The 26092-nt window shown below is 66.9% G+C and carries 27 protein-coding genes; 13 read left to right on the top strand and 14 right to left on the bottom strand.

Translation table 11 applies throughout. The annotated features are described in order from the left end of the window. Nucleotide 1: 1 nt before the first annotated feature. From PVW48_RS02840 to lpxB, 5 genes are all read left to right on the top strand, one after another. Entirely contained in the window at nucleotides 2–577 is a 576-nt protein-coding gene (locus PVW48_RS02840) for an OmpH family outer membrane protein (protein ID WP_274580198.1), read from the top strand. A gap of 84 nt (nucleotides 578–661) precedes the next feature. After that, complete coding sequence (gene fabZ / locus PVW48_RS02835; RefSeq protein WP_012178173.1) at nucleotides 662–1153, top strand: 3-hydroxyacyl-ACP dehydratase FabZ; 492 nt, start codon at nucleotides 662–664, stop codon at nucleotides 1151–1153. Next, nucleotides 1150–1950: an acyl-ACP--UDP-N-acetylglucosamine O-acyltransferase gene (gene lpxA / locus PVW48_RS02830; protein ID WP_274580197.1), complete on the top strand. Its 801-nt coding sequence runs from the start codon at nucleotides 1150–1152 to the stop codon at nucleotides 1948–1950. The genes fabZ and lpxA overlap by 4 nt, the downstream gene beginning before the upstream one ends. A 3-nt stretch (nucleotides 1951–1953) precedes the next feature. Next, complete coding sequence (locus tag PVW48_RS02825) at nucleotides 1954–2751, top strand: LpxI family protein (protein WP_274580196.1); 798 nt, start codon at nucleotides 1954–1956, stop codon at nucleotides 2749–2751. Further along, the gene (lpxB, locus tag PVW48_RS02820) at nucleotides 2751–3893 is read left to right on the top strand and encodes a lipid-A-disaccharide synthase (protein WP_274580195.1); all 1143 of its coding nucleotides are present in this window, start codon (nucleotides 2751–2753) and stop codon (nucleotides 3891–3893) included. Before PVW48_RS02825 ends, lpxB begins: the two co-directional genes overlap by 1 nt. On the opposite strand, the gene PVW48_RS02815 is transcribed toward lpxB, so the two are convergent. Both PVW48_RS02815 and mnmA read right to left on the bottom strand, forming a co-directional pair. Next, nucleotides 3890–5086 (bottom strand): Hint domain-containing protein, encoded by a 1197-nt coding sequence (locus PVW48_RS02815; protein WP_274580194.1) that lies wholly within the window; start codon nucleotides 5084–5086, stop codon nucleotides 3890–3892. The genes lpxB and PVW48_RS02815 overlap by 4 nt on opposite strands. A gap of 148 nt (nucleotides 5087–5234) precedes the next feature. Then, the gene (gene mnmA / locus PVW48_RS02810) at nucleotides 5235–6389 is read right to left on the bottom strand and encodes a tRNA 2-thiouridine(34) synthase MnmA (RefSeq protein WP_274580193.1); all 1155 of its coding nucleotides are present in this window, start codon (nucleotides 6387–6389) and stop codon (nucleotides 5235–5237) included. Nucleotides 6390–6514: 125 nt separating this feature from the next. Between mnmA and sciP the strand changes: the two genes are divergently transcribed. The 5 genes from sciP (at nucleotide 6515) to PVW48_RS02785 (ending at nucleotide 12183) form a co-directional block, all read left to right on the top strand. Beyond that, nucleotides 6515–6793 carry a CtrA inhibitor SciP gene (gene sciP / locus PVW48_RS02805; RefSeq protein WP_012178179.1) on the top strand — a complete coding sequence of 93 codons (279 nt, stop codon included), beginning with the start codon at nucleotides 6515–6517 and terminating at the stop codon, nucleotides 6791–6793. Between the two features lie 99 nt (nucleotides 6794–6892). After that, nucleotides 6893–7606 carry a response regulator transcription factor CtrA gene (gene ctrA / locus PVW48_RS02800; protein ID WP_012178180.1) on the top strand — a complete coding sequence of 238 codons (714 nt, stop codon included), beginning with the start codon at nucleotides 6893–6895 and terminating at the stop codon, nucleotides 7604–7606. 141 nt (nucleotides 7607–7747) lie between these two features. Further along, on the top strand, nucleotides 7748–9871 hold the full coding sequence (ligA, locus tag PVW48_RS02795) for an NAD-dependent DNA ligase LigA (RefSeq protein ID WP_274580192.1): 2124 nt from the start codon (nucleotides 7748–7750) through the stop codon (nucleotides 9869–9871). Then, complete coding sequence (gene recG / locus PVW48_RS02790; RefSeq protein ID WP_274580191.1) at nucleotides 9868–11958, top strand: ATP-dependent DNA helicase RecG; 2091 nt, start codon at nucleotides 9868–9870, stop codon at nucleotides 11956–11958. The genes ligA and recG overlap by 4 nt, the downstream gene beginning before the upstream one ends. Before the next feature lie 102 nt (nucleotides 11959–12060). Next, nucleotides 12061–12183: a hypothetical protein gene (locus tag PVW48_RS02785; RefSeq protein ID WP_274580190.1), complete on the top strand. Its 123-nt coding sequence runs from the start codon at nucleotides 12061–12063 to the stop codon at nucleotides 12181–12183. Nucleotides 12184–12358: 175 nt separating this feature from the next. Here PVW48_RS02785 and PVW48_RS02780 read toward each other — a convergent pair whose 3' ends face one another. From PVW48_RS02780 to PVW48_RS02770, 3 genes are read right to left on the bottom strand one after another with little or no spacing between them, the layout of a single operon-like run. Continuing rightward, nucleotides 12359–13831, bottom strand: a complete 1473-nt coding sequence (locus PVW48_RS02780) for a carboxypeptidase M32 (protein WP_274580189.1) — start codon at nucleotides 13829–13831, stop codon at nucleotides 12359–12361. Then, nucleotides 13828–14979 carry a heme A synthase gene (ctaA, locus tag PVW48_RS02775; protein WP_274580188.1) on the bottom strand — a complete coding sequence of 384 codons (1152 nt, stop codon included), beginning with the start codon at nucleotides 14977–14979 and terminating at the stop codon, nucleotides 13828–13830. Before ctaA ends, PVW48_RS02780 begins: the two co-directional genes overlap by 4 nt. Before the next feature lie 52 nt (nucleotides 14980–15031). After that, entirely contained in the window at nucleotides 15032–15787 is a 756-nt protein-coding gene (locus PVW48_RS02770) for an RNA methyltransferase (RefSeq protein ID WP_044027681.1), read from the bottom strand. A 91-nt stretch (nucleotides 15788–15878) separates the two neighbouring features. On the opposite strand from PVW48_RS02770, the gene PVW48_RS02765 reads away from it, so the two are divergent. Next, nucleotides 15879–16502, top strand: coding sequence for a thiamine phosphate synthase (locus PVW48_RS02765; protein ID WP_274580187.1), 624 nt, complete (start codon nucleotides 15879–15881; stop codon nucleotides 16500–16502). A 3-nt stretch (nucleotides 16503–16505) separates the two neighbouring features. On the opposite strand, the gene hisI is transcribed toward PVW48_RS02765, so the two are convergent. Next, nucleotides 16506–16865: a phosphoribosyl-AMP cyclohydrolase gene (hisI, locus tag PVW48_RS02760; protein WP_274580186.1), complete on the bottom strand. Its 360-nt coding sequence runs from the start codon at nucleotides 16863–16865 to the stop codon at nucleotides 16506–16508. Nucleotides 16866–16925: 60 nt separating this feature from the next. Between hisI and PVW48_RS02755 the strand changes: the two genes are divergently transcribed. Beyond that, complete coding sequence (locus tag PVW48_RS02755) at nucleotides 16926–17375, top strand: iron-sulfur cluster assembly scaffold protein (protein ID WP_274580185.1); 450 nt, start codon at nucleotides 16926–16928, stop codon at nucleotides 17373–17375. A gap of 109 nt (nucleotides 17376–17484) precedes the next feature. Here the strand turns inward: PVW48_RS02755 and PVW48_RS02750 are convergent, their stop codons facing one another. From PVW48_RS02750 to PVW48_RS02725, 6 genes are read right to left on the bottom strand one after another with little or no spacing between them, the layout of a single operon-like run. Next, nucleotides 17485–18789, bottom strand: a complete 1305-nt coding sequence (locus PVW48_RS02750; protein WP_012178189.1) for a branched-chain amino acid ABC transporter permease — start codon at nucleotides 18787–18789, stop codon at nucleotides 17485–17487. Then, the gene (locus PVW48_RS02745) at nucleotides 18786–19796 is read right to left on the bottom strand and encodes a branched-chain amino acid ABC transporter permease (protein WP_274580184.1); all 1011 of its coding nucleotides are present in this window, start codon (nucleotides 19794–19796) and stop codon (nucleotides 18786–18788) included. The genes PVW48_RS02750 and PVW48_RS02745 overlap by 4 nt, the downstream gene beginning before the upstream one ends. Further along, a complete protein-coding gene (locus PVW48_RS02740; protein ID WP_274580183.1) occupies nucleotides 19796–20155 on the bottom strand; it encodes a hypothetical protein in 360 nt (119 codons plus the stop codon). Before PVW48_RS02740 ends, PVW48_RS02745 begins: the two co-directional genes overlap by 1 nt. A 3-nt stretch (nucleotides 20156–20158) precedes the next feature. Beyond that, nucleotides 20159–20992: an ABC transporter ATP-binding protein gene (locus PVW48_RS02735; protein ID WP_274580182.1), complete on the bottom strand. Its 834-nt coding sequence runs from the start codon at nucleotides 20990–20992 to the stop codon at nucleotides 20159–20161. After that, complete coding sequence (locus tag PVW48_RS02730) at nucleotides 20989–21771, bottom strand: ABC transporter ATP-binding protein (protein ID WP_274580180.1); 783 nt, start codon at nucleotides 21769–21771, stop codon at nucleotides 20989–20991. The genes PVW48_RS02735 and PVW48_RS02730 overlap by 4 nt, the downstream gene beginning before the upstream one ends. Nucleotides 21772–21831: 60 nt before the next feature. Beyond that, nucleotides 21832–23019 (bottom strand): ABC transporter substrate-binding protein, encoded by a 1188-nt coding sequence (locus tag PVW48_RS02725; RefSeq protein ID WP_012178194.1) that lies wholly within the window; start codon nucleotides 23017–23019, stop codon nucleotides 21832–21834. Between the two features lie 236 nt (nucleotides 23020–23255). Here PVW48_RS02725 and PVW48_RS02720 point away from each other — a divergent pair, with 236 nt between their 5' ends. Continuing rightward, the gene (locus tag PVW48_RS02720) at nucleotides 23256–24365 is read left to right on the top strand and encodes a PQQ-dependent sugar dehydrogenase (protein ID WP_274580179.1); all 1110 of its coding nucleotides are present in this window, start codon (nucleotides 23256–23258) and stop codon (nucleotides 24363–24365) included. Nucleotides 24366–24382: 17 nt separating this feature from the next. Here PVW48_RS02720 and PVW48_RS02715 read toward each other — a convergent pair whose 3' ends face one another. After that, nucleotides 24383–24952, bottom strand: coding sequence for a hypothetical protein (locus PVW48_RS02715; RefSeq protein WP_274580178.1), 570 nt, complete (start codon nucleotides 24950–24952; stop codon nucleotides 24383–24385). A gap of 90 nt (nucleotides 24953–25042) precedes the next feature. Continuing rightward, on the bottom strand, nucleotides 25043–26062 hold the full coding sequence (locus PVW48_RS02710) for a GlxA family transcriptional regulator (RefSeq protein WP_274580274.1): 1020 nt from the start codon (nucleotides 26060–26062) through the stop codon (nucleotides 25043–25045). Nucleotides 26063–26092: the final 30 nt, after the last annotated feature.

Genomic DNA, 26092 nt, shown 5'->3' with positions numbered 1-26092 from the left:
CATGAGGGGCTGGCGGCTTTGGCGGGCCGTGGCGCTGGCCCTGTGTCTTCTGGCGGGGGCGGGGACCGTCGCCGGTGCGCAGGAACGTATCCAGTCCAGTATCCTCGTGATCGAGCAGGACCGTCTGTTCCTCGAAACCTGGCTGGGCGCACAGCTGATCGAGGATGTCGACGCGCAGTCGCGCGCGCTTGCCCTGGAGAACCGCGAGATCGAGCGCACCCTGATCGAGGAAGAGCAGGCCCTGACCACGTCGCGGCCCACCATGACCCCGGAGGCGTTTCGCGAGGCCGCCGATGCATTCGACGCGCGGGTCAACCGGATCCGGTCCGCCCAGGACGCCAAGTCCCAGGCCCTGATCGAGCAGCGGGAGCAGGCACGGGCGCAGTTCCTGGAACTGGTGCTGCCCATTCTCGGCGGGCTGTTGTCGGATTACGGGGCCTATGTCTTTCTCGACCCGCGCCAGGTGTTCCTGTCCGATGACCGCATCAACGTGACGGACGAGGCGATTTCCCGCATCGATGCGACCTTCACGGAGCCCGGCGAGGCGGAGGCCCAAACACCCCCGACGCCGGAGTGAGCCCATGCGCGTCTCTCTTGTCACCACCGGCTGGGATTGCTAGGCGAGGGCGCACCACACCGGCCCGAGAACAAGGAGAGTCCGATGAACGCCAAGGATAACGAGACCGCTGAGTTTGAAACGACAGCGGATCTCGCGATGATCCAGCGCATCCTGCCCCATCGTTATCCCTTCCTGCTCGTGGACAAGGTGATCGACATGGTCCGGTTCAAATCCGCGCTCGGCATCAAGAACGTGACCTTCAACGAGCCGCATTTCCAGGGCCATTTCCCGGGCGAGCCGATCATGCCCGGCGTGATGATCGTCGAGGCGCTGGCGCAGACCTCAGCGGTTCTGGTGGGGCACTCCATGGCGTCCGCGGACGAGGATGTGAGCGTCTATTTCATGTCCATCGACAACTGCAAGTTCCGCCGCAAGGTCGTGCCGGGCGATGTCATGTCGCTCAGGGTCGAGACCATGCGCGGCAAGCCCGGCGGCAAGGTCTGGAAGTTCCTCGGCGAGGCGATCGTGGAGGATACGGTGGCCGCACAGGCCGAGTTCACCGCGATGATCAGCTTTCCCCAAGCGGCCGCATGAGCGGGATCGACCCTACGGCCACTGTCCACCCCAGCGCGGTGATCGAAGAGGGCGCGACCCTCGGGCCGGGGGTCAAGGTCGGCCCGTTCTGCGTGATCGGACCCGAGGTGAGCCTGGGCGCGGGGGTCGAGATCAAGAGCCATGCGGTAATCACCGGCTGGACCGAGATCGGGGACGAAACGGTGGTCTTTCCCTTCGCGTCGATCGGGGAGATCCCCCAGGACCTGAAATTCTCGGGCGAGAGATCACGCCTTGTGATCGGCAAGCGCAATCGCATCCGCGAGCATGTGACCATGAACACCGGCACCGAGGGCGGCGGCGGTGTGACCCGCGTGGGCGATGACGGGCTGTTCATGGCCGGCTGCCACGTGGCCCATGACGCGGTGATCGGCGACCGGGTGATCCTGGTGAACAACTGCGCCGTGGCCGGGCATTGCGTGCTGGGCGACGATGTGATCGTGGGCGGGCTGTCGGGCATTCACCAATGGGTGCGGATCGGTCATGGCGCCATCATAGGGGCCGTGACCATGGTGACCAACGACGTGATCCCCTACGGCCTCGTGCAGGCCCCGCGGGGGGAGCTGGACGGGCTGAACCTGGTCGGGCTGAAGCGGCGCGGGGTGTCGCGCGCGGACATCACCGCCCTGCGCGCGGCGTTCCAGATGCTGGCCCAGGGGGAGGGCGCCTTCCTCGACCGGGCCGCGCGGCTGGGCGAAGAGACCGAGAGCGCCTATGTCCGCGAGATCGTCACCTTCATCCTGGCCGAATCCGACCGGTCCTTCCTGACCCCGCGTTAGCCCATGCTGGCGCTGATCGCAGGGCAGGGCGGCTTGCCCCTGGCACTGGCCGCGTCCCTGGGCGCGGCGGGCACGCCCTACCGGGTCTATGCGCTCGAAGGTTTCGCGCCCGATCTGCCGGAGGTCACCGTGTTTCGGGTCGAGGCCCTGGGCCGCGTGGTGCGGGACATGCGCAAGGCCGGGATCACCGAGGTCTGTTTCGCCGGCGCCATGCAACGCCCGAAGGTCGAGATGGGCAAGCTGCATCCGCTGAGCCTGCCGCTGGTGCCGCGCCTGATGAAGGTGATCGGTGACGGTGACGACCGGCTTCTGCGCGAGGTCATCGCGATCTTCGAGGAGGCCGGGTTGCGGGTGCTGGGGGCGCATGACATCGCGCCCGGGCTGCTGGCCCCCCAGGGCGCGTTGGGCGATGTCGCGCCTTCCGAGACGCTGCGCGCCGATGCCGCGCGGGGGGCGGAGATCCTGCGCGTGACCGGGCCGCTCGATATCGGGCAGGGCTGCGTGGTTGCAGGCGGGCTGTGCCTTGCCATCGAGACCCTGCCGGGCACCGATGCGATGCTGCGCTTCGTGGCGCAGACCCGGCCCGATCCGGGACCGGGCGGCGTTCTGGTCAAGCGCGCCAAGCCGGGGCAGGACCTGCGCATCGACATGCCCGCCATCGGTCCGGACACCGTGGCCGCGGCGCAGGCGGCGGGCCTTGCGGGCATCGCGCTGCAGGCCGGGCATATCCTGATCCTCGGCCGCGATGCGACCCGGACCGCCGCCGACGCGGCCGGGATCGCGATCTGGGGCGTGGCGTGATGCGCGTGTTCCTGATCGCGGGGGAGCCGTCGGGCGACAAGCTGGGCGCGGCGCTGATGGCGGGGCTGAAGACCCTCGCCCCGGAGGTCACGTTCCAGGGTGTCGGCGGCCCACTGATGCGGGCCGAGGGGATGGAGAGTCTGTTTCCCATGGACGAGCTGAGCGTCATGGGGATCGCCGAGGTGCTGCCGAAATACCGCGCGCTGAAGCGGAGGATCGCGCAGACCGCCGAGGCGGTGATCGCGGCCGCGCCGGATGTGCTGGTGACCATCGACAGCCCGGATTTCTGCCTGCGCGTGGCAAAGATCGTGAAGGCCGCAGGGGCGCAGCGCATCGTCCATTACGTGGCGCCCTCGGTCTGGGCCTGGCGTCCGGGGCGGGCCAGGAAAATGGCGCGGGTGGTGGACGAGGTGCTCTGCCTGCTGCCCTTCGAGCCGCCCTACATGACCGAGGCCGGGATGGGCGCGCATTTCGTGGGCCACCCGGTCGTGGCCGAGCCTGTCGCGACGCAGGCGGAGGCGGACGCCTTTCGCACGGCGCACGGGATCGCGGCGGAGGCGCCGCTGATCCTGGCGCTGCCCGGCTCGCGCCGCGGCGAGGTGGCGCGGCTGGCAGAGCGGTTCGGCGCAGCGCTCCGGATCGCGGTGGCGGCACGCCCGGAGACCCGCGTCGTCGTGGTCCCGGCCCCCGCCGTGCGCGCGATGGTGGCCGAGGCGCTGCGCGACTGGCCCGGCGCGCCGGTCCTGACCTCGGGCAGCGATCTGGCGGAGAAACGCGCGGCGTTCCGGGCGGCGGACCTTGCGCTTGCGGCTTCGGGGACCGTGTCGCTGGAACTGGCGGCGAGCGAGACGCCCATGGTGATCGCCTATGACATGAACTGGCTGTCACGGCTGCTGATCGGATGGTTGCTGAGGATCGACACGGTGACGCTGGTCAACCTGGTGTCGGACACGCGCGCGGTGCCGGAATGCCTCGGCCGGGACTGCACACCTGCGCGGATCGGGCAGGGGCTTGTCAGCTTGCTGAACGATCCCGCAGCCCAGGCGGCCCAGCGAGAGGCGATGACCAGCACGATGACGCGGCTGGGGCAGGGTGGGGAGGCGCCAGGCCTTCGGGCCGCGCGGGCGGTGTTGCGCCGCTAGAGACCTGCGGGCACCGGGCTGAGGGCCTTCTCGGCGACCATGCTGCGCCCCTTGCCGACGGGCACGAGCGCGCGCACGGGCGCAGGGGTTGCCCCGGTTCGGGTTTCCGGAAAGATGCGGAAGATCTCTTCCCGCGTGGCGCCGTCGCAGGCCGAGAGAGCATAGGCGCCGGGAAAGAAGCTCTCGGTCCAGGCCCCTTCGGCGCGCACCACTTCGTGGCGGTCGAACACCAGATGCACATAGGTGATCTTGCGGCACCCCTGCATCACGCGCACCCCGCCCATATTCACCAGCGCCTTGGCCGGCACCAGCAACTCGCGCCCCTCCACCGTGCGCAGCAGCATCCGATGCTGCGGCGAGACCACGAGGCGCGCGGCGGGCTGGTTCGGCCCGAGACTGCCGGGCTTGAACTCGATCGGCTTGTGGTCGGCCATGGTGTCGGCGGTCAGCGGCAACTCGCGAGAGAGCACGGCCGCCACCGGGCGCGGGCCGTGGTCGCGGGTCAGCACCAGGTCGCCGGGGCACAGCTCCTCCACGCGGACGGGGCCCTCGGGCGTGTCGATCCGGGTGCCGCGCGCGAAACAGGGCACGAAGGCCGCCGCGTAGATGTAGCTGTCGGTGGCCGCGTCGTATTGGTAGGAGAAACCCGCGCCCGGGTCCTTCTGCACGCTCTGGGCGTTCACCCGGCCCACCTCGTCGGTTCCCGGAAAGCCTGGCAGGTCGTCGACGCGGACGCGCCCGGCCATGTTGAAAACGATGTATTCTCCGGATGCCGGATCCACGAGGGCGATCGCCTCGCTGTCGGAATTCGGGGTGCTGCCTTCGGTCAGTAGGTTCGTGCTCTGGCCCCCGGGCCCGGACTCGACCCCGCCTTCGGAGGCTTCCTGGGCCCAGCCCGGCGGCGTGCCCGTGATCTCGTTGATAATGTAGAGGGTTTCTCCCGGCGCGAGCGTCGAGCCGGCCGGGAAGGTGTGGTAGAGCCCGTCCTGGGGCCGGTCCGGCGCGCCGGAGCCCGTGCTGTCGGACCAGATCTGCCAGCCCGAGATATCGATCGGCGCGCCCGTGGTGTTGGTGATCGAGACGAATTCGTCTTCCTGGCTGGCGGTGCCATCGAGATCGGAATCGAACTCCGGTCCACCGGTATTGTCCGGATAGATTTGTCCGAAAACGACCCCTGAAAGACTTGCGACCATGGATGTGCCTCCTGTCGCGGATGCGACCAAGACTGTAAATTAATCAATTGTTAATGAGGCGCAGTGCCGCGATGTTTGCAACAAAAAACCGCACGGGAGCGGGGATGGGCAGCGTGTGTGGCGGGGTCTTGCCGTTCGTGCTGCGGGATTACGCGCCCCGCCAGATCCAGCCGCCCCCGAAGATCCGCGTGCCATCTGGGTCATAAAACACGCAGGCCTGCCCCGGAGACACCCCTTCCTCGGGTGTGAGCAACTCGACCGTCGCCTCCGTGTCCGAGATCGGGCGCAGGATCGCGTCCCGCGGGGGACGGGTGGAGCGGACCTTCACTGCGATGGGCCATTCGGCGCGGCTGCTGAGGGGGGCATCGCCCAGCCAGTTGATCTCGCGCAGGGGCACATGGCGGGTGCTGAGCGCCTCTTTCGGGCCGACGATCACGCGGCGCGCGTCGGGGTCGAGCTTGACCACGTAGAGCGGCGTCTCCAGCCCGCCGATGCCCAGCCCCCGCCGCTGCCCGATCGTGTAGTGGATCACGCCCCGGTGGGTGCCCAAGACGGTCCCGTCCATATCCACGATCTCACCCGGCTCGCCCGCGCCGGGGCGCAGTTTCTCGATCACCGAGGCATAGTCGCCGTTGGGGACGAAACAGATGTCCTGGCTGTCGGGTTTGTCGGCCACGCTCAGCCCGTGCTTGGCCGCGAGCGCGCGGGTCTCGGCCTTCGACGCCAGGTGGCCGAGGGGGAAGCGCAGGTAATCGAGCTGCTCCTGGGTGGTGGAGAACAGGAAATAGGACTGGTCGCGATTGGCGTCCGCTGCCGAATGCAACTCCGCCTTGGCCGGACCCATCTTGCGCTGGATATAGTGCCCGGTGGCCATGCAGTCGGCCTCCAGGTCCCTGGCGGTCTCCAGCAGGTCCTTGAACTTCACCCGCTCGTTGCAGCGGATGCACGGGACCGGGGTCGCGCCGCCGAGGTAGCTGTCGGCGAATTCGTCGATCACCGCCTCGCGAAAGGTATTCTCGTAGTCCAGCACGTAATGGGGGAAGCCCATCTCTTCGGCCACCCGGCGCGCGTCGTGGATGTCGCGCCCGGCGCAGCAGGCGCCTTTCTTGGCCAGAGCTGCGCCGTGGTCGTATAGCTGAAGCGTCACGCCCACCACGTCATACCCTTCGCAGGCCAGCTCCGCCGCGACGACAGAACTGTCGACACCGCCCGACATCGCCACGACCACGCGGGTCTCCGAGGGCGGTTTGGCAAAGCCAAGGGAGTTGAGGGCAGGCGTCAGGGACGCTGTCGCTGAAGTCATCGGGTCTCTCCGGAAGAACAGTCCAAATATAGAAAAATACGGCTTACTCTCAAGCCCTCGCTTCACTTCCTCTTAAGGCTGTTGGCCGAAAGTGACCCCGTCTGAGGGACAAGAGGTAGACTGCGATGTATATGCGTAAAGAAAGTGGCCCCGCATCGGTAACCTTGCCGGATGGGAGCATCATGACCCGATCGGATCTGCCGGATCGCAATACGCGCCGGTGGGTGGCGAGCCGCAAGGCCGCGGTGGTCAAAGGGGTGATGTCGGGCCTGATTTCGGAAGAAGAGGCCTGCCGATGGTACGGATTGTCGGAGGAAGAGTTCGCCTCCTGGTTGTCCGCCATCGAAAGCCACGGCTTGAAAGGCCTGAAGGCAACAAAGTTGCAAGAGTATAGACAACCCTGAGTTGTTTTGGCAAAGTTAAGCGAGTTGGTAACTCGCAATTAACTATTTCCCGCCAGAGTGAGCGTTAACCATTGCGAGCCGAAGCGGAGAAATGCCCCCATGCGCATCCTGATCATCGAAGACGACCCGACAACGGCGAAGAGCATCGAGTTGATGCTGACCCACGCCAATCTGAACGTCTACTGTACGGCCATGGGCGAGGAGGGGATCGATCTTGCCAAACTCTATGACTACGATCTGATCCTGCTGGACCTCGGCCTGCCGGACATGACCGGGCACGAAGTGCTGCGTCAGATCCGGCTGGCCCGGATCGAGACGCCGATCCTGATCCTGTCGGGCGCCGACGATACCGAAAGCAAGATAAAGGGTTTCGGCTTCGGCGCCGACGACTATCTGACCAAGCCCTTCCATCGCGAAGAATTGGTCGCGCGGATCCACGCGATCATCCGCAGGTCCAAGGGGCATTCCCAGTCGGTCATCAAGACCGGTGAAATCCTCGTCAATCTCGACGCCAAGACGGTGGAAGTCGATGGGATGCAGGTCCATCTGACCGGCAAGGAATACCAGATCCTCGAGCTGCTGTCGCTGCGCAAGGGCACGACCCTGACCAAGGAGATGTTCCTCAACCATCTCTACGGCGGCATGGACGAGCCCGAGCTGAAGATCATCGACGTGTTCATCTGCAAGCTGCGCAAGAAGCTCAGCCAAGCCACGGGCGGCGAGAACCATATCGAAACTGTCTGGGGCCGCGGCTACGTGCTGCGCGATCCGGACCCCGTCGAAGCACCGGCGCCGCAACTCGCCACCGGTTGACCCCTCCACTCCGCACTGGCGACCGGGACCGTTCTTCGCATGTCGAAGGACGGTCCTTTCCGTTTCGGCGCCCGCGGGCTCTGGACCTCGGGGCAAGCGCTGCTATTCCTTGACCCGCTGGGAGTGTGGATGGGGACCCCGATGAACGACACGGATGTTGCGGTCGAAGCGCTGAGCGAGGCAGCGGCGCGGAAAGAGCTTGCGCGCCTGTCGGAGCTGCTCGCCCGTGCCAACGCGGAATACCACCGCGACGATGCGCCCAGCCTGTCGGATGCCGATTACGACGCGCTCAAACAGCGCAACGCGGCGATCGAGGCGCGTTTTCCCGACCTGAAACGAGGTGACAGCCCCAGCGACCAGGTCGGCGCCGCACCCTCGGACACGTTTTCGAAGGTCACCCACGCGGTGCGGATGCTGTCGCTGGCAAACGCCTTTTCCGACGAGGATATCCGGGACTTTGACACCCGCATCCGCCGCTTCCTCGGGCTGGCCGAAGACGCCCCGCTCGCCTACACCGCAGAGCCCAAGATCGACGGTCTGTCCCTGTCGCTGCGCTATGAAAACGGCACGCTGGTGCAGGCCGCCACCCGGGGCGACGGGGCCGTGGGCGAGAACGTGACCGCCAATGCGCGCACGATCGACGACATCCCGCACAGGCTCGACGGGGCGCCGGAGGTGCTAGAAGTGCGCGGCGAGGTCTATATGTCGCACGCCGATTTCGCCGAGCTGAATGCGCGCCAGGCCGAGACCGGGAGCAAGACCTTCGCCAATCCGCGCAACGCGGCCGCCGGGTCGCTGCGCCAGCTCGATGCCGAGATCACCCGCGCGCGGCCCCTGAAATTCTTCGCCTATGCCTGGGGGGAGATCTCCGCCCCGCTTGCCGAGACCCAGACCGAAACACTGGCGCGGTTTCGCGAATTCGGGTTCACGATAAACCCCTTGACCGTGCGCTGCGAGACCCCCGAAGATATGCTCGCCCAGTACCGCGCGATCGAGGCGCAGCGTGCCACGCTGGGCTATGACATCGACGGGGTGGTCTACAAGCTCGACGATCTCGACCTGCAGCGCCGGCTCGGGTTCCGTTCCACCACGCCCCGCTGGGCGATTGCCCACAAGTTTCCGGCCGAGCTCGCCTGGACCCGGCTGGAGGCGATCGACATCCAGGTCGGGCGCACCGGCGCACTCAGCCCCGTGGCGCGGCTCGCCCCGGTCACCGTGGGCGGCGTGGTGGTGTCGAACGCCACCCTGCATAACGAGGACTACATCCAGGGCCGCGACAACACCGGCGCGCCGATCCGGGGGGGGACGGATATCCGGGTGGGCGACTGGGTGCAGGTCTACCGCGCGGGCGATGTGATCCCCAAGATCAGGGATGTGGACCTGTCGCGCCGCCCCGAAGGCGCAGCCCCCTTCGACTTCCCCAAGACCTGTCCCGAATGCGGCTCCGACGCGCCGCGGGAGCCCGGCGATGCGGTGCGCCGCTGCAGCGGTGGGTTGATCTGTCCGGCCCAGGCGGTCGAGAAGCTGAAGCATTTCGTCTCCCGCGGGGCGCTGGATATCGACGGGCTGGGCGCCAAGCAGGTGGAGCAGTTCTACCGCGACGGCTGGATCGCGGAGCCTGCGGATATCTTCACCCTGCGCGCGCGCTACGGCCAGGGGTTGCAGCAGCTCAAGAACCGCGAGGGCTGGGGCGACAAGAGCGCCGAGAACCTGTTCCGCGCCATCGATACCGCGCGCACGGCGCCTTTTGCCAAGGTCCTGTTCGGCCTCGGCATCCGCCATATCGGCGAGAGCGCCTCGTCGCTTCTGGCCAATCAGTACCTGACCATGGAGGCACTGTTGGCGGCGGTCGACGCGGCCGTGGACGAGACCAGCGATGCCTGGGCGGATCTGCTCAATATCGACGGGGTGGGGGAGGTGATGGCCCGCGCCCTGGTCACCACCCTGACACAAGAGGCGGAGCGCGCCTCGGTCGACCGGTTGCTGGCGCAGATCGATCCGGCCCCGGCGACGCCGCCGCAGGTCGGGGACAGTCCCGTGGCGGGCAAGACGCTGGTCTTCACCGGGACGCTGGAGACCATGTCGCGGGCCGAGGCCAAGGCCACCGCCGAGGCACTGGGGGCCAAGGTCGCGGGGTCGGTTTCGGCGAAGACAGACCTTCTGATCGCCGGGCCGGGGGCCGGGTCCAAGGCCACCAAGGCCGAAGCCCTGGGCATCGAGGTGATCGACGAGGACGCCTGGCGCGTTCTGGCGGGGCTTGCGTGAGCAGCCGCCCCGCGGCGCTCTTCCCGCTCTTTGCAGAGCTGGAAACCCTGCCCGGCATCGGCAAGAAGACGGCGCAGACATTGGCGCATATGGACATCGCGCGGCCGCGGGACCTGATCTTCACCCTGCCGAGTTCGGGCATCGAACGGCGGCTGGTCGATACGGTGCAGACCGGCCCGTTCCCGTCGGTGATGACCGTGCCCGTGACCGTCACCCGCCACCTGCCGCCCTCGGGCAAGGGCCGCCCCTACCGGATCGAGGTCGCCGATGCCGCGACCACGATCACGCTGGTCTATTTCCACGCCCGGGGCGACTACCTGATGAAGCTGCTGCCCCCGGGGGCGCAGCGGATCATCTCGGGCCGGGTGGAGCTTTATGACGGTCAGGCCCAGATGCCGCATCCGGACCATGTCCTGACCGAGGCGGAGGCCGAAACCCTCGGCGGGTTCGAGCCGGTTTATCCCCTGACCGCCGGGATCACGCAAAAGACGATGCAGAAGGCCGTGGCGGGGGCGCTGGACCGCGTGCCGGATCTGGCCGAGTGGGCCGACCCCGCCCTCGTGGCGCAGGAGGTCTGGCCCGATTTCGCCTCCGCGCTGGCCTCGGCCCATGCGCCGCAGTCGATGAAAGAGCTTGGGCCCGACACGCCCGCGCGGCGGCGGCTGGCCTATGACGAGTTGCTGGCCCATCAGACCACGCTGGCCCTGGCCCGGGCGCAGCGCCGCCGGGCCCCGGGGCGGCGGTTGACGGGCGACGGGCGGCGGGTCGGGCCCGTGCTTGCCGCACTGCCCTACACCCCCACCGGCGCGCAGCAGCGGGTGATTTCCGAGATCACCGAGGACCTGGCAGCCCCCCACCGGATGAACCGGCTGCTGCAGGGCGATGTGGGCGCGGGCAAGACCCTGGTCGCCCTGGTCGCGATGCTGCTGGCGGTGGAGGCGGGGACACAGGCGGTGATGATGGCGCCCACCGAGATCCTCGCGCGGCAGCATCTGGCGGCGCTTCTGCCGCTGGCCGAGGCGGCGGGCGTGGTGGTCGAGGTGCTGACGGGCCGCGACAAGGGGCGGGAACGGGCGGCCAAGATCGCCGCCCTGGCCGCCGGGGACATCCATATCCTCGTGGGCACCCATGCGGTGTTCCAGGACGATGTCGCCTTCCACGATCTGGGCCTTGCGGTGATCGACGAACAGCACCGCTTCGGGGTGCGCGAACGGATGCGGCTGGGGGCCAAGGGGGCGGCGGTCGATGTGCTGGTGATGACGGCCACGCCGATCCCGCGGTCCCTGGCGCTGGTGACCTATGGCGACATGGATGTCTCGATCCTCGATGAAAAACCCCCGGGCCGCACGCCGGTGAAGACCGCGCTGGTCTCGGCCGACCGGCTGGACGAGTTGCTCGCCCATCTCGACGCGGCGCTGTCGGAGGGGCGGCAGGTCTATTGGGTCTGCCCCCTGGTCGAAGAGAGCGAAACCCTCGCCCTGACCGCCGCAGAAGAGCGGTTCAAGCATCTGCGCGCGCGGTTCGGCGAGGGGCGGGTCGGGCTGGTCCATGGCCAGATGCCCGTGGCCGAGAAGGACGCGGCCATGGCGGATTTCGTGGCGGGCGAGACGCGATTGCTGGTCGCGACCACGGTGATCGAGGTGGGCGTGGACGTGCCGAACGCATCGATCATGGTGATCGAAGGGGCGGAGCATTTCGGGCTTGCGCAGCTTCACCAGCTGCGCGGCCGGGTGGGGCGGGGCAGCACCGCTTCGAGTTGCCTGCTGCTCTATGCGCCGCCCCTGGGCGAGACGGCGACCAAGCGGCTCAAGCTGATGCGGGAGACCGAGGACGGCTTCCGGATCTCGGAGGCGGATATGGAGATGCGCGGGGCAGGGGACCTGATTGGCACCGCGCAATCGGGTCTGCCCCGGTTTCGCATCGCCGATCTCGAACGCCAGGCCGGGCTGATGGCGATGGCGCAGTCCGATGCGCGGGCGCTGCTGGCCAAGGATCCCAAGCTCGACAGTCCGCGGGGCGAGGCAGTTCGCATGCTGCTGTGGCTGACCGGGCAGGACGAGGCGATCCGCCTGATCTCCGTGGGGTAGAGCCTGCCGATCCGGTTTGTTCACACCTGTTCTTAAAAAGTTCTTTACTTCCGTTGCTAGAAATGAGAACAAAGAGTCAACAAACAGGTTGAGGAGGTCGAGATGTTTACTGAGATTAAGTCTATCGTAACCCGCGCACCGGCATCTCTGGCGCAGGATGCCACCGGGGCGCTCGCGATCCTCGTCCTCTTCGCGGCCATGCTGCACCTGCCTGTTTTGATCTGATCTGCCTGCGGTCTGTGCTTGGCGCCCCGCGTTCTCGGGCCCCCACCCGAAACGCCCGTCCCCGCGTAGTTTTGCGCCCCGGACGATCCGAGATTTGCCTGTCTCGCGCCGTTCCCCAACAGATCCGCTGCCTTGCCGCCGCCTCCTGACCGGAGCGCGGCGGTTTTTTTTGCCTTCAGAGCCGGTAGATCTCGGTAAACTTCGCGTCGAGATAGTCGAGCAGCGGCGCCTCCGTCGGGGCCGCGCCGCAGGCCGCTTTGATGGTCTCGCGCGGGCCCCGCAAGGCGCCGTGGCGTTGCAGCCGCTCCCGCAGCCAGCCGGTGCAGGCATTGGCATCGCCTCGGGTCAGACCATCTTCCCAGTCGGGCACATCGCGCTTGAGCGCGTCGAACAGGCACCCGGCATAGACATTCCCGAGGCTGTAGGTCGGGAAATACCCGAACAGCCCCACCGACCAGTGCACGTCCTGCAGCAGCCCATTTGACGGGCGGTCCACCGCCACGCCGAAATCGGCGGCGAACCGGGTGTTCCAGGCTTCCTTCAGCTCCGATACCTGCAGCCGTCCGGCGATCAGGTCCCGCTCCAGATCGAAGCGCAGCATGACATGGAGGTTGTACTGGATCTCGTCCGCCTCGGTGCGAATGTAGCCCGGGCGCACCCGGTTCACCGCGCCGTAGAACGCGTCGGCATCGTCGATCCCCAGCCCGCCGAAGGCCGCGCCCATGCGCTGGAACAGCCAGCCGGTGAAGGCCCGGCCGCGCCCCAGCTGGTTCTCGTAGATCCGGCTCTGGCTCTCATGGACCCCCATGGAGGCCCCGCGCCCGATCGGGGTCAGCAGGTGCGCGGGATCGACCCCTTGCTCGTAGGTGGCGTGCCCGACCTCGTGGATGGTGGAGTAGAAGCAGTTGAACGGGTCGTCTTCGGCCACCCGCGTGGTGATCCGCACGTCCCGGCCCGAGCCGGAGCTGAAGGGATGCACTGCGAGGTCGATCCGCCCGATATCGAGGTCGTACTGAAACGCCAGCGCCAGATCCCGTGACAGGGCGAGCTGCGCATCGCGCGGAAACGTCCCGGCAAGGGCAGGGGGCGCGTAATCCGCCCCGAGCACCCGGTCCCGCAAGGCCACGAGGCGCGGGCGCATCCGGTCGAAGAGTGCGGCGATCTCGGCCTCCGTCGCGCCGGGCTCGTAGTCGTCCAGCAGCGCATCATAGAGAGGCCTGCCGTCGGCGAGTGCCGCGGCCTCCTCCCGGCGCAGGGCGACGACTTCTTCCAGCACGGGCAGGAAGGCGGGCACATCCTCGGCCGCGCGTGCCTCGGCCCAGCGACCCTGCGCCAGCGACGTGACGCGGGCAAGCTCCGCCGCCAGTCGCGCGGGCACCTTGGTGTTGCGGGCGTAGCTGCGTGCGATCTCGCGCAGGTTGGCGGCCTCCACCTCGGTCTCGGGCGTGGCGCCGGCCAGCCAGTCGCCGATCCGCGGGTCGGTGCGGCGGGCATGCAGCACGCCCTCCATCGCGGCCATCTCGGCGCTGCGTTGCTCCGCGGCCCCGCGCGGCATGACCGTTTCCTGGTCCCAGCCGAGCCGCCCGGCGACTTGCGCCAGGGCTTCGGTCTCGCGCTGATACGCCATCAGCTCGGCAAGTGCGCTCATGCCACGGCCCCGCGCAGGGAGGTTGCGACCGGATACCGCGCCCGGAACCGCGCCCGCAGGATCAGGCAGATCGTGACCACCGCGCCGAACTGGTGCGCGATGGCCCAGGTCCAGGGCGCCGCGTTCAGCACCGTGACGATGCCCAGCACCATCTGCCCGAAAAGGATCACCGCCACCCAGTCAAAGGCGCGCTTGGTGGTGACATGGGCGCTGCGTCGCGACCGCCACCAGACATAGAGCCCCACGAGCAGCAAAAGGTACCCCACCATCCGGTGGTTGAACTGCACCAGCCCCGGATCCTCGAAGAAGTTGCGCCAGATCGGCTCGAGCTCCCACATGTTCAGGGGCAGGAACCCGCCCGCCATCAGCGGCCAGTCGGTATAGGTCCGGCCCGCATCGATCCCGGCGACGAGCGCGCCCAGCAGGATCTGCACCGCCGCCAGCCCCATGAGCCAGTTTGCCCCCGTCACGAGCCCTGCTTCCCCGGACCGGCGGGCCTGCAACAGGTCGCGCTCGGGACGGCCCAGGACCATGATGTACCAGGCGATCAGCCCCAGGATGAAGAAGGCCAGCCCCAGATGGGTCGCCAGCCGGTAGGAGGCCACGTCCAGCATGGTGCCGGTCAGCCCGCTGGCCACCATCCACCAGCCGATCGCGCCCTGAAGCCCGCCCAGAACCCCCAGCACGAACAGCCGACCGGTCCAGCCCGGCGGGATCTTCCGCGTCACCAGAAAGCCGAAGAACCCCAGCGCCCAGACCAGCCCGATCACCCGGCCCAACTGCCGATGGCCCCATTCCCACCAATATATGAACTGGAACTCGGCCAGGGTCATGCCCTTGTTCTGCAACTGGTATTCCGGAATCGCGCGATAGAGGTCGAACTCCCGCGCCCAATCCTCGGCGCTGAGCGGCGGGATCGCCCCCGCGATCGGCGCCCATTCCGTGATCGACAGCCCGCTATCGGTCAGCCGGGTCAGACCGCCCACGGCGATCATGATCACCACCAGCCCGAACAGCATCATCAACCAGACTCGCACCGCCCCGCGCGCGCCCGTGCGGGCCGCCCGGTCGATTACGCCCGGCTGGACCGGCTGCGCCTTGGGCTGTGCCTCGCTGACCTCTTCGAAAATGCTGCGTTTCTTGCTCATTTCTCGCCTCGGCTCTGTTTGGCGCGGACAGTATTGCCCTGCACCGCGCGCTTCAAGATGCGCCCCCGGAGCGATCCTTCCAGCGTACGAGTTGCCGCAGCACCCCGTGCAGGGTCTGCACATCCGCGAGCGTCAGGGGCAGGCGCGACCACATGTTGCGCATGTTCAGCTTCATGCTCTCGGCCTTGTGGTCGGGGAAGAAGAACCCGGCCTCCTCCATCCGCGTCTCGAAATGGTCGCCAAGGGCCGTGATCTCCGCCCCGTTGGCGTAGCGCGTGCCGGCCATCTCCATCACTTCCGCGGGCGTATCGGTGGTCTGGCGGCCCCATTCATAGGCCGTCAACAGCACGCATTGCGCGAGGTTCAGCGACGGAAAGGCCGGGTTGACGGGTACCGAGACAATCGCGTTTGCCAGCGCGATGTCTTCGTTTTCCAGGCCCGCGCGCTCCGGCCCGAACAGGACCGCGACCCGCTGGCCTTCGGCGATCAGGGCGCGGGCCTGTTCCATGGCGCGCTCCGGCGTAACCACGGGCTTGGTCAGGTCGCGGGGCCGGGCGGTGGTGGCAAAGACGTAATCGGCATCGGCCAGCGCCTCCGCGGTGCTGCCATAAAGCCCCGCTTCGTCCAGCAGCCGTCCCGCGCCGGAGGCCATGGCGACGGCCTTCTCGCTGGGCCAGCCGTCCCGGGGGGCCACGACCCGCATCCGGTCGAGCCCGAAGTTCCACATGGCACGGGCGGAGCCGCCGATATTCTCGCCCATCTGCGGGCGCACGAGCACGAAGGCCGGTTGGGAAGGCGTGTCGGTCATGGCCCGCGTCATAGGGCCAGAGCCGCGCAACGGCAATGGTCAAGCCCGCCCAGCCGGTTTATAGCACGTCCAAGAAAATCAGGAGCCACCCATGGCCGACACGCCCGAGCAGCCGCAGCTTTACCTCGTCACCCCGCCGGAGATCGAATTGTCCAGTTTCCCCGGCACGCTCGCCCGTCTTCTGGACGGGGCCGAGATCGCCTGTGTGCGGCTGGCGCTGTCCACCCGCGACGAGGATCGCATCGCGCGCGCGGCGGATGCCTGCCGCGAGGTGGCCCATGCCCGGGATGTGCCGCTGGTGATCGACACCCATTTCCGCATGGTCGAGCGGCTGGGCCTCGATGGCGTCCACCTGGGCGACGGCGCGCGCTCGGTGCGCAAGGTCCGCAAGGAGATCGGGGCCGAGGCCGTGGTCGGCGCCCATTGCGATGCCTCCCAGCATGACGGCATGACCGCAGGCGAGGCCGGGGCCGATTACGTCGCCTTCGGCCCGGTCGCAGCCAGCCTGACCGGCGCAGGCGAGGTGGCGGAGGCCGCTCTTTTTGCCTGGTGGTCGCAGATGATCGAGTTGCCCGTGGTGGCCGAAGGCAACCTGACCACCGCCGCGGTCGAAACCCTCGCACCGCTGACGGATTTTTTCGCCCTGGGCGAAGAGATCTGGGGCGCGGACGACCCGCTGGAGGCCCTGCGCACCCTCACCGCGCCCCTGGGCTGAGGCTCAGACCATGGGCGCCATCAATTCGACCTCCGCGCCGTCCCGGATTGCGGTGTAGAAACAGGTCCGCCGGTTGGTGTGGCAGGCTGGGCCTTCCTGGCAGACCTGGATCAGCAGGCAATCGCGGTCGCAATCCACGCGCATCTCGACCAGGGTCTGCACATGGCCCGAGGACTCGCCCTTGATCCAGAACGCTTGGCGCGAGCGCGACCAGTAGGTCACGCGCCCGGTGTCCAGCGTGCGCGCCACGGCCTCGGCATTCATCCAGGCCATCATCAACACCTCGCCGCTTGCGGCATCCTGGGCGATTGCGGGGATCAGGCCTTGGTCGTTATATCGCAGGCTTGCGGGATCGAATTCCATGTGCTCCTCCTTAACAGAGCGGATTTGCGCTCTACTTACGCAGGACCCGGAGGAAAAGCCATGTCAGACACGGACCTGATCAAACTCTATTCCCAGCGTATCCTGGGTCTTGCGGCCGAGATCCCCCATGCCGGGCGGCTGCCCGATCCCGATGCCTCGGCCAAGAAGCGCTCGCCGCTCTGCGGGTCGACGGTGACGGTGGATGTGAAGCTGGACCAGGGGCGCGTTGCGGCTTTCGGGCAGGACGTGAAGGCCTGCGCACTGGGGCAGGCGGCGGCGTCGGTGCTGGGCGGGGCCGTGATCGGGCGCAGCCGGGCAGAGATCGAGGCGGCCCGCGACGCGCTCAAGGCGATGCTGAAAGAGGGCGGGCCGGTGCCCGACGCGCCCTTCGACGGGTTCGAGGTGCTGCAACCGGCGCGGGACTACAAGAACCGCCATGCCTCGATCCTGCTGTCGCTTGACGCGACCGTGGCCGCCATGCGCGAGGCCGAAAGCGCCCATTGCGCCTGAGGGACCGGAGGGCCAGCCCTCCGGACCTCCCGGGATATTTCGGGACTTGAGATAGGGAAAACGCGCCTGCGGGTGGCGGGCGCGTTAACCTTAATACCTGGTGAAGGCCTCATTTCTCCGGGATCAATCCGCGCGGGCTGAAGCGCAGCACCAGAAGCAGCACGATCCCCATGGTCAGCAGTCGCATATGCGCCGCGCTTTCGATCAGATGTTCCTTCAGGGCGGAGCCGTCTTCCATGCCCGCGGTGATCAGCGCCATGAGTTGCTGGCCCATCGGCTCCACCTGGATCCACAGGAACCAGATCAGGAACCCGCCCAGGATCGCACCCCAGTTGTTGCCCGACCCGCCCACGATCACCATCACCCAGATCAGGAAGGTGAAGCGCAGGGGCTGGTATGAGGAGGGAATCAGCTGGCTTTCCATCGTCACCAGCATTGCGCCCGCGACGCCACATATGGCCGAGCCCATGACGAAGATCTGCAAATGCCGCTTCTTGACGTCCTTGCCCATGGCCTCGGCGGCGGTTTCGTTGTCGCGGATCGCCCGCATCATCCGCCCCCAGGGGGAGCGCAGCGCCATCTCCAGCAGCCACAAAAGCGCCAGCAGCACCGCAGCGAAAAGCCCCGCATACGCGAGCTTTACCACGATCGACGAGGCCACCACCGGGTCGTAGCCCCAGCTCGTCATGCGGGCCACGAAGTCGGGGTCGTTCTGCAGGTCGATCTCGTAGGGGACCGGCCGCGGGATTGAGACCACGTTCTTCACGCCGCGGCTGAGCCAATCCTCGTTCTTCATTACCGCGATGACGATTTCCGCGATCCCCAGGGTCGCAATCGCCAGATAGTCGGACCGCAGCCCGAGCGCGGCCTTGCCCACCACCCAGGCCGCGGCGCCCGCGAGCGCCCCACCGATGGGCCAGGCCAGCAACACCGGCAGGCCCAGCCCGCCAAGATACCCCGTGCCCGCCGGGTTCACCGCCTCGATCGCTGCCACGGCCGGGTCGAACAGCGCGCGATAGCTGAAGAACCCCGCCAGCAACACGACGATCAGCGCCAGCGTGCGCATCCGCCCCGGTGCCATCCGCTGATAGAGCAGAATGGACCCCGCAAGTACGATCAGCCCCCAGAACAGCGCCAAGACCACGCGCAGCCCGCCTGCGGACCATGCCTCGCCCACAGGCGGCATCGAGACCAGCACAACCGCCAGCCCGCCGAGTGCGGCGAACCCCATGATCCCCACATTGAACAGGCCCGCATAGCCCCACTGCATGTTCACACCCAGCGCCATGACCGCCGAGATCAGCCCGTAATTCAGGATCGTGAGCGCCACGTTCCAGCTCTGGATCACGCCGGTGGCCACGATCAGCAGGGCGACAATGCCGAACAGGCCCAGATTGCGCAGATTGACCGTCATACGGATTTCCCCTTGAACAGCCCCGTGGGTTTGAACAGCAGCACAATGATCAGGATGGCGAAGCTGACCGCGAACTTGTAATCCGTGGACAGCAACTGCACGAGCCCGTCCGGTTCCAGCGCCTCGGGCAGCAGGTATTCCAGCACCTTCTTGAAGGCGTAGGTGATCGTGACTTCCGAGAAGGCGATCACGAACCCGCCCGCGATGGCGCCCAGCGGACTGCCCAGCCCCCCGACGATGGCCGCGGCGAAGATCGGCAGCAACAGCTGGAAATAGGTGAAGGGTTTGAACGACTTGTCGAGCCCGTAAAGCGTGCCCGCCACCGTGGCCAGCGCCGCCACGATCAACCAGGTCACCATCACCACCCGCTCGGGGTTGATGCCCGACAAGAGCGCGAGATCCTCATTGTCGGAAAACGCTCGCATCGATTTGCCCGTGCGCGTGCGGTTCAGGAACCAGAAGAGCAGCGCCACCACGATGACCGCCGTCACCACCGTCAGGCCCTGGGTCGTGCGCAGGGCCAGCCCCTCGTCGAGGCCCGTCAGGTTGCGGAACTCCCGCGCCGAGATGATGAACCGCTCGCCATCGGCAAAGCGCTGGTCGTCCGGGCCGATGATGAAGCGCACAAGGGCGTTGGTGACGAACATCACGCCCAGAGAGGCGATCACGAAGATCACCGGCACGGCCTTCTGCTGGCGGTAGAATTTATAGACCAACCGGTCCGTGCCGACCAGCAGCGCGCCGGTCACCAGGATGCCGAAGGGCAGGGCGAGCAGGGCCGTGGGCAGGGGCCCTAGGCTGATCCCCATGGATTGGAAAGCCCAGGTGAACAGGATCGTCGCCATGGTCCCGAAGGCCATCGTGTCGCCATGGGCGAAGTTGGAAAACCGCAGGATTCCGTAGATCAGCGTGACACCGAGCGCGCCGAGCGCCAGCTGGCTGCCATAGGCGGTGGCGGGGACGACAACGAAGTTCAGGAATGCGACAAGGGCGTTGAGGAAATCCATCACAAGGCCTCGCAGGTACCGGTATAACTCACCATTGTCGGCCCCTCGGCTGCATGCACCGAAAGCCGCGCCTCAACCCCGATCAGGGTCAGCATCATCCGCAGACTCTCGCCGTCAAAGAACATGGTCCGCTCGTTCGGCCCGGCCTTGAGCACGAACCCCGGATAGGTGCCCGCATCGGTTTCCGCCACGAGCCGCCCGGTGATGGTTTGCGTGCCGGTGGGCAGGCTGATCTGCACGTCAAAGCCGCTTTCGGTGCAGGTCTCGGTTTCCAGGCACTCGGTGTCGAATCGACAGACTGTGTTGGCGGCGGCGAGGCTCGGCAGAAAAGCCAGCAATGCCAGATAGATGGCCCGCATGCCTTAACCCCCCAGGAACGATTTGCGCACATCCGGATCGGCCAGCAGCGCCTGCCCGGTGTCGGTGTAGCGGTTGCGCCCCTGCACGAGGACATAGCCCTTGTCGGCGATCTCCAGCGCCTGGCGGGCGTTCTGTTCGACCATCAGGATGGAGATGCCCGTGCGCGCCACCTCGATGATCCGGTCGAAAAGCTCGTCCATCACGATGGGGCTGACCCCGGCGGTCGGCTCGTCCAGCATCAGAACCTGTGGCTGGGTCATCAGGGCACGGCCCACGGCGACCTGCTGGCGCTGGCCGCCCGACAGCTCCCCCGCTGCCTGCTTGCGCTTGTCGCGCAGGATCGGGAACAGGTCGTAGACCTGCTCCATGGTGCCGGAAATGTCATCGCGGCGCAGGAACGCGCCCATCTCCAGGTTCTCTTCGACGGTCATGGTGGTGAAGATGTTGTTGACCTGCGGCACGAAGGCCATGCCCTTGGCCACGCGCGCCTGGGGGCTGAGGCCGGTGATGTCCTCGCCATCGAGCCGTACGGATCCGGTATGTATGTTCAGCATACCGAACACGGCCTTCATCGCCGTGGATTTGCCCGCGCCGTTCGGTCCGACGATCACCGCGATCTCGCCGCGGTCCACCGCGAGGGTGCAGTCATGCAGGATATCCGCACCGCTGCCATAGCCGCCGGTCATCCCGTCGCCGATCAGGAAGGGCTCGCCCGGATAGGCAGCGCTGCGTCCCTCGGGCGCTGTGCCGGGGGTCAGCGTGCCGCCGGGGCGCGGGTTGGTGATCGACGCGTCCTTGTTCCCGCGCGCCTCCTGGTAAGGGTTCTGCGCGCTCATGCCGGCGTCTTTTCCTTGTTCTTCAGGCCCGTACCGAGATAGGCCTCGATCACCTGCTCGTTGGCCTTGATCTCGTCGATGGTGCCCTCGGCCAGCTTCTTGCCCTCGGCCATGACGATCACCGGATCACACAGCTTGCCGATGAAATCCATGTCATGCTCGATCACGCAGAAGGTATAGCCACGCTCCTGGTTCAGCCGCAGGATCGCATCGGCGATGGTGCCCAGAAGGGTACGGTTCACCCCCGCGCCGACCTCGTCGAGAAACACGATCTTGGCGTCCACCATCATCGTGCGCCCCAGCTCCAGCAGCTTCTTCTGCCCGCCGGACAGGTTCCCGGCCCGCTCGTCGCGCAGATGATCTATGGTCAGGAATTCAAGCACTTCGTCGGCCTTCTTTCCCAAGGCCGCTTCCTCGCGCGCGATCTGGCCGCGCTTGAACCACGCGTTCCACATGGTCTCGCCCGATTGCGCGCCGGGCACCATCATCAGGTTCTCCCGCACGGTCATCGAGCCGAACTCATGGGCGATCTGAAAGGTCCGCAACAGCCCCTTGTGAAACAGCTCATGAGGCGGCAGGCCGGTGATGTCCTCGCCCAGCATCGTGACCTTGCCGGATGTCGGTTGAAGATTTCCCGCGATCACGTTGAAAAGCGTAGTTTTTCCCGCACCATTAGGGCCCACGAGCCCAGTGATCGAGCCCTCCGCAATCTCCAGTGTTGCGCCGTCCACGGCCCGGAAGCCGCCGAAATGCTTGTGCAGGTTCTCGACCTTGATCATGAGGCACCTCATGCGAAACAGCCCGGGGTGCGCCCGGGCTGTTCACGCGATATCAAAGGGTTAGCGGAACCGGACGGTCGTGACCTTGCCGTCCTTCATCTCCATCTCGCGATAGTTGCCGGCGGATTCGCCACCGCCGATCAGCTCCACCGCCGAAGCACCCACGTAGTCGATCTCGCCCCCTTCGGCGAGGATCTTGAGGCCTTTTGCCAGCTCACCCGGCAGGATCTCTTCGCCCGGCGCGTTGGCCACGTCCATCACGTGATCCTTGTAGTCGCCCGGCTCGGCGGAGCCTGCCGCCTGCATCGCCAGCATGATCAGCGCCGCGGCATCGTAGCTTTCGGCCGAGAAGGGCGAGGTCGAATCGTACGCATCGCCCACCATCTCCGCATAGATCCGCTTGCCGTCGCTGTCGGTGCCCGGGTTCTGCCCAAAGGAGCCGTCGATGTCGGACCCGAAGTTTTCCTCCAGCGCGACGGAGACCATGCCATCCGGCAGCACGAAGGTGTCGAACGCGCCGGTGTCGAGCGCGGCCTGGATGATGCCCGAGCCGCCCTGGTCCACGTAGCCCGCCACGACCAGCACCTCGCCGCCCGCAGAGGCCAGCGCGCCGACCTCGGCGGAATAGTCCGCCTTGCCGTCCTCATGGGCCGCCACGAGAGTCACGGTGCCGCCCGCCTCCTCGAAGGCCGCGGCGAAGCTGTCGGCCAGCCCCTTGCCGTAGTCGTTGTTGGTGTAGGTAACCGCCACTTCCTTGAAGCCGCGATCCATGATGATCTCGGTCATCACCACACCCTGACGCGCATCCGAGGGTGCCGTGCGGAAGAACAGGCCGTTGTCTTCGACCGTCGACAGGGCCGGCGAGGTGGCCGAGGGCGAGATCATCACAACCCCGTTCGGCATCGCCACGTTGGACAGGATCGCGCCCGTCGCCCCGGAGCACATCGCCCCCATGATGCCCTTCACCCCGTCGGAGGTGATCAGCCGCTCGGCGGCAGAGGTCGCCGCACCGGCATCGATGCAGGTGCTGTCGGCCCGGACCGGCGTGACCGTGGACCCACCAAGCAGCAATCCGCTGTCGGAAACTTCCTTCATCGCCATCTCGGCCCCCATCGCCATGGGCGGCGCCAGCGATTCCAGCGGCCCGGTGAAGCCCACCGAGATACCGATCTTGATGTCGTTCGATTGCGCGGCGGCGAAGGTCGCCATGGCCACGGTCGCCACGGAGGCGAGAAGCAGCGATTTCATGTGTAACTCCCAAGTTGGATCTTGTTGCCCAGATCGCAGGCTAGAGCGCCAATCGGGGAAAGAAAAGGGGGACAAGGTCGACATTCCCTTGCGGAAACCGGCTCCGCGGCCCCGGGCTACCCAGAACTGCGTAGGCATCAGTCCTCACATCCCCGTGGGACGCGGGTGGAGGGCTTGGTCCAGGCCGCGCGCCACCTATCTGGTGTCTTCAGCGCCCCCCAATACCGGAGCCCGCCATGATCCGCCTCGTCACCACGATCGCCCTCGGCCTCAGCCTGTTGTCCCCCGCGGCCTGGGCGGAAACGCTCACCACCTCCGCTGGACCCGTCGAGGTCACGGAGATCGTGCGCGACCTCGACGAGCCCTGGGCCTTCGGCTTTCTTCCCGAGGGCGGCGTTCTGATTACCGAGCGGGGCGGCGCGCTGCTGCATATTCGCCCCGACGGGACCCGGGCCGAGGTCTCCGGTCTGCCGCGTATCGCCGTGGGCGGGCAGGGTGGTTTGCTCGACCTGCTGATCCCGGCCGATTTCGCCCAGACCCGCGAGGTCGTCTTCAGTTACTCCCGGCCGCAGGCCCGCGGCGCGGGCACCGCTGTGGCGGTCGGGCGCTTGTCGGCGGATGGCCGCGCCCTGGAGAACACCCGCACCATCTTCGCGATGGAAGAAGGCACCCGTGGCGGGCGGCATTTCGGCTCCCGCATCGTCGAGGGGCGCGACGGGTTTCTCTATGTCACCATCGGCGACCGGGGCGACGATGACAGCGCCCAGAACCTCGCGATCGAAAGCGGCAGCGTCATCCGCATCGCCCGCAACGGCGGCGTCCCCACCAGCAACCCGTTCACCGGCACCGAGGGCGCGCAGCCCGAGATCTGGTCCTATGGCCACCGTAACCCCCAGGGGGCGGCCTTGGACTTGCAAGGCAATCTCTGGGTGGTCGAGCACGGTGCCCGCGGCGGGGACGAGATCAACCGGGTCGAGAAGGGCGCCAATTACGGCTGGCCGGTGATCTCCTACGGGCGGCATTACTCGGGTCTCAGGATCGGCGAGGGCACAGCCAAACCGGGGATGGAACAGCCGGCCCATTTCTGGGACCCCTCCATCGCCCCCTCGGGCATGATGATCTACTCCGGTGCGCTCTGGCCCGAATGGGAGGGCGATTTCTTCGTCGGCAGCCTGAAATTCGGCTACCTGTCGCGGCTTGAGGCAGGCAGCTTCGCGGAAGAAGAGATCACCGGCGACACCACCGCCCGCCTGCGCGATGTGCGCGAAGGGCCCGATGGCGCAATCTGGTTCCTCAGCGTCGGCAACGGCGCGCTCTACCGCATGAGCCCGGCGGAGCGCAGCTAGCCCCGCCGGATCCGTGCTCAGCCCCTGCGCCGCTTGGCAAGACCGAGCGCGCCGAGACCGCCCAGCAGCAGCAGCGCAGGCATCGGCAGCGGAACCGCAGCCATGTCGATGCGCATATCGTCATAGCCGAAGCCCGACGGTTCGTTCACGGGGGTGAGCCACACGCTGGTGGCCTTGTCGAGCCCGGCGATGGTGTAGAAATCCTTCGTGTTCGACACGCTGTCGAACCCGGTAAAGGTGTCGGTCACGATCCCCGCCGCCGTCGTGAAACTCAGCATGAGGGAGGACGCGCTGCCGCCCTCGTCGGACACGATATTCATCGAGAACTGCGAGGTCGCGTTGGGGAACACCACCTCCAGCGCGTTCTGGCAATCCCCCGGCACACAGGACAACACATAGGTCGTGCGCGGGTTGGGCGTGTCGTTGAAGATCCGCACCTCCGCCGGGGCCGTTGTGTTGAATGTGAAGCCGTCCACGACCAGGCTCTGTCCGTTGAGGCTGGTGGCCAGCCCCTCGAAATCCACCGAGGCGGCGGCGACAGGCCCCGCCAGCGCCAAGGCGCACAATGCACTCGTTAATAGTTTCATGATCAATTCTCCTTGGTCACAGCCCGCCAAAATCGGCGAGCGTGGCCAGGATCGCACCGAACCCGTCAGCGGGCCGTCATGCAGGCGTTGTCAAACCGACAGCCGCCCGGCCTGCGACCCGCGTTCGCGGTAAGGGGTGGTACTGTATTGCGACCGGTAGCATTTGGAGAAATGCGAGGGCGAGGTGAAGCCGCAGGCAAGTGCGACGTTGATCACGCTCATATCCGTCTGCATCAACAGGTTGCGCGCCTTCTGCAACCGCAATTCCATGTAGTATCGCTTGGGCGAGCGGTTCAGGTAGCGGCGGAACAACCGCTCCAGCTGCCGCGTGCTCATGCCGATATCCGAGGCCAGAACTGACGGGCTGATCGGCTCTTCGATATTGGCCTCCATCATCTGGATCACCTTGCTCAGCCGCGGATGGCGCACCCCGATCCGCGTCGGCGTGGACAGCCGCTGGGTGTCCTGGTCGGTGCGAATGCTGGTGTAGATCAGCTGGTCGGCCACCGCATTGGCCAGATCCTCCCCATGGTCGTCGGCGATGATCTTCAGCATCAAGTCGATCGATGCCGTGCCCCCCGCCGTGGTGTAGCGGTTCCCGTCCATCACGAAGACCGACTTGGTCAGCTCGATCTCTTCGAATTCTTCGAGAAAGCTGTCATGGTTCTCCCAGTGGATCGTCGCGCGCCTGCCATCCAGCAGCCCCGCCTTGGCCAGCGTGTAGCCCGCCGTGCACAGCCCCGCCGTGACCACGCCGCGCCGCGCCTCCCGCCGTACCCAGTTCAGCAATGCCTTGGACGAGGCCGATTTCACATCGATCCCGCCGCACAGGAACACCACGTCATCGCGGCTCAGTTCTTCGAGATCCATGTCCAGCTTGAAGCCGACCCCGGCCGAGCAATAGGCGATCTCGCCCCCCTCGCCCGCCAGCCGCCACTCATAGAGCGTCTCGCCCGCCATCCGGTTGGCGATCCGCAAGGCCTCCACCGCCGAGGCGAAACACAGCATGGTGAAATTCTCCAGCAGCACGAAGACATACCGCTTCGGCTTGGCGACCGGACCAAGCGACGGGCGGCGCGCGTCGGGCTGTACTGGCGGAGGCAAGGTCATCAAGGCCGTCTCACGTTTCATGCCACGAGA

Source organism: Dinoroseobacter sp. PD6 (genome assembly GCF_028807315.1).
GTDB classification, from domain to species: Bacteria; Pseudomonadota; Alphaproteobacteria; order Rhodobacterales; family Rhodobacteraceae; genus Dinoroseobacter; species Dinoroseobacter shibae.
Note: the sequence above shows the minus strand (reverse complement) of the source record. Positions and strands in the feature narration are given on the sequence as shown.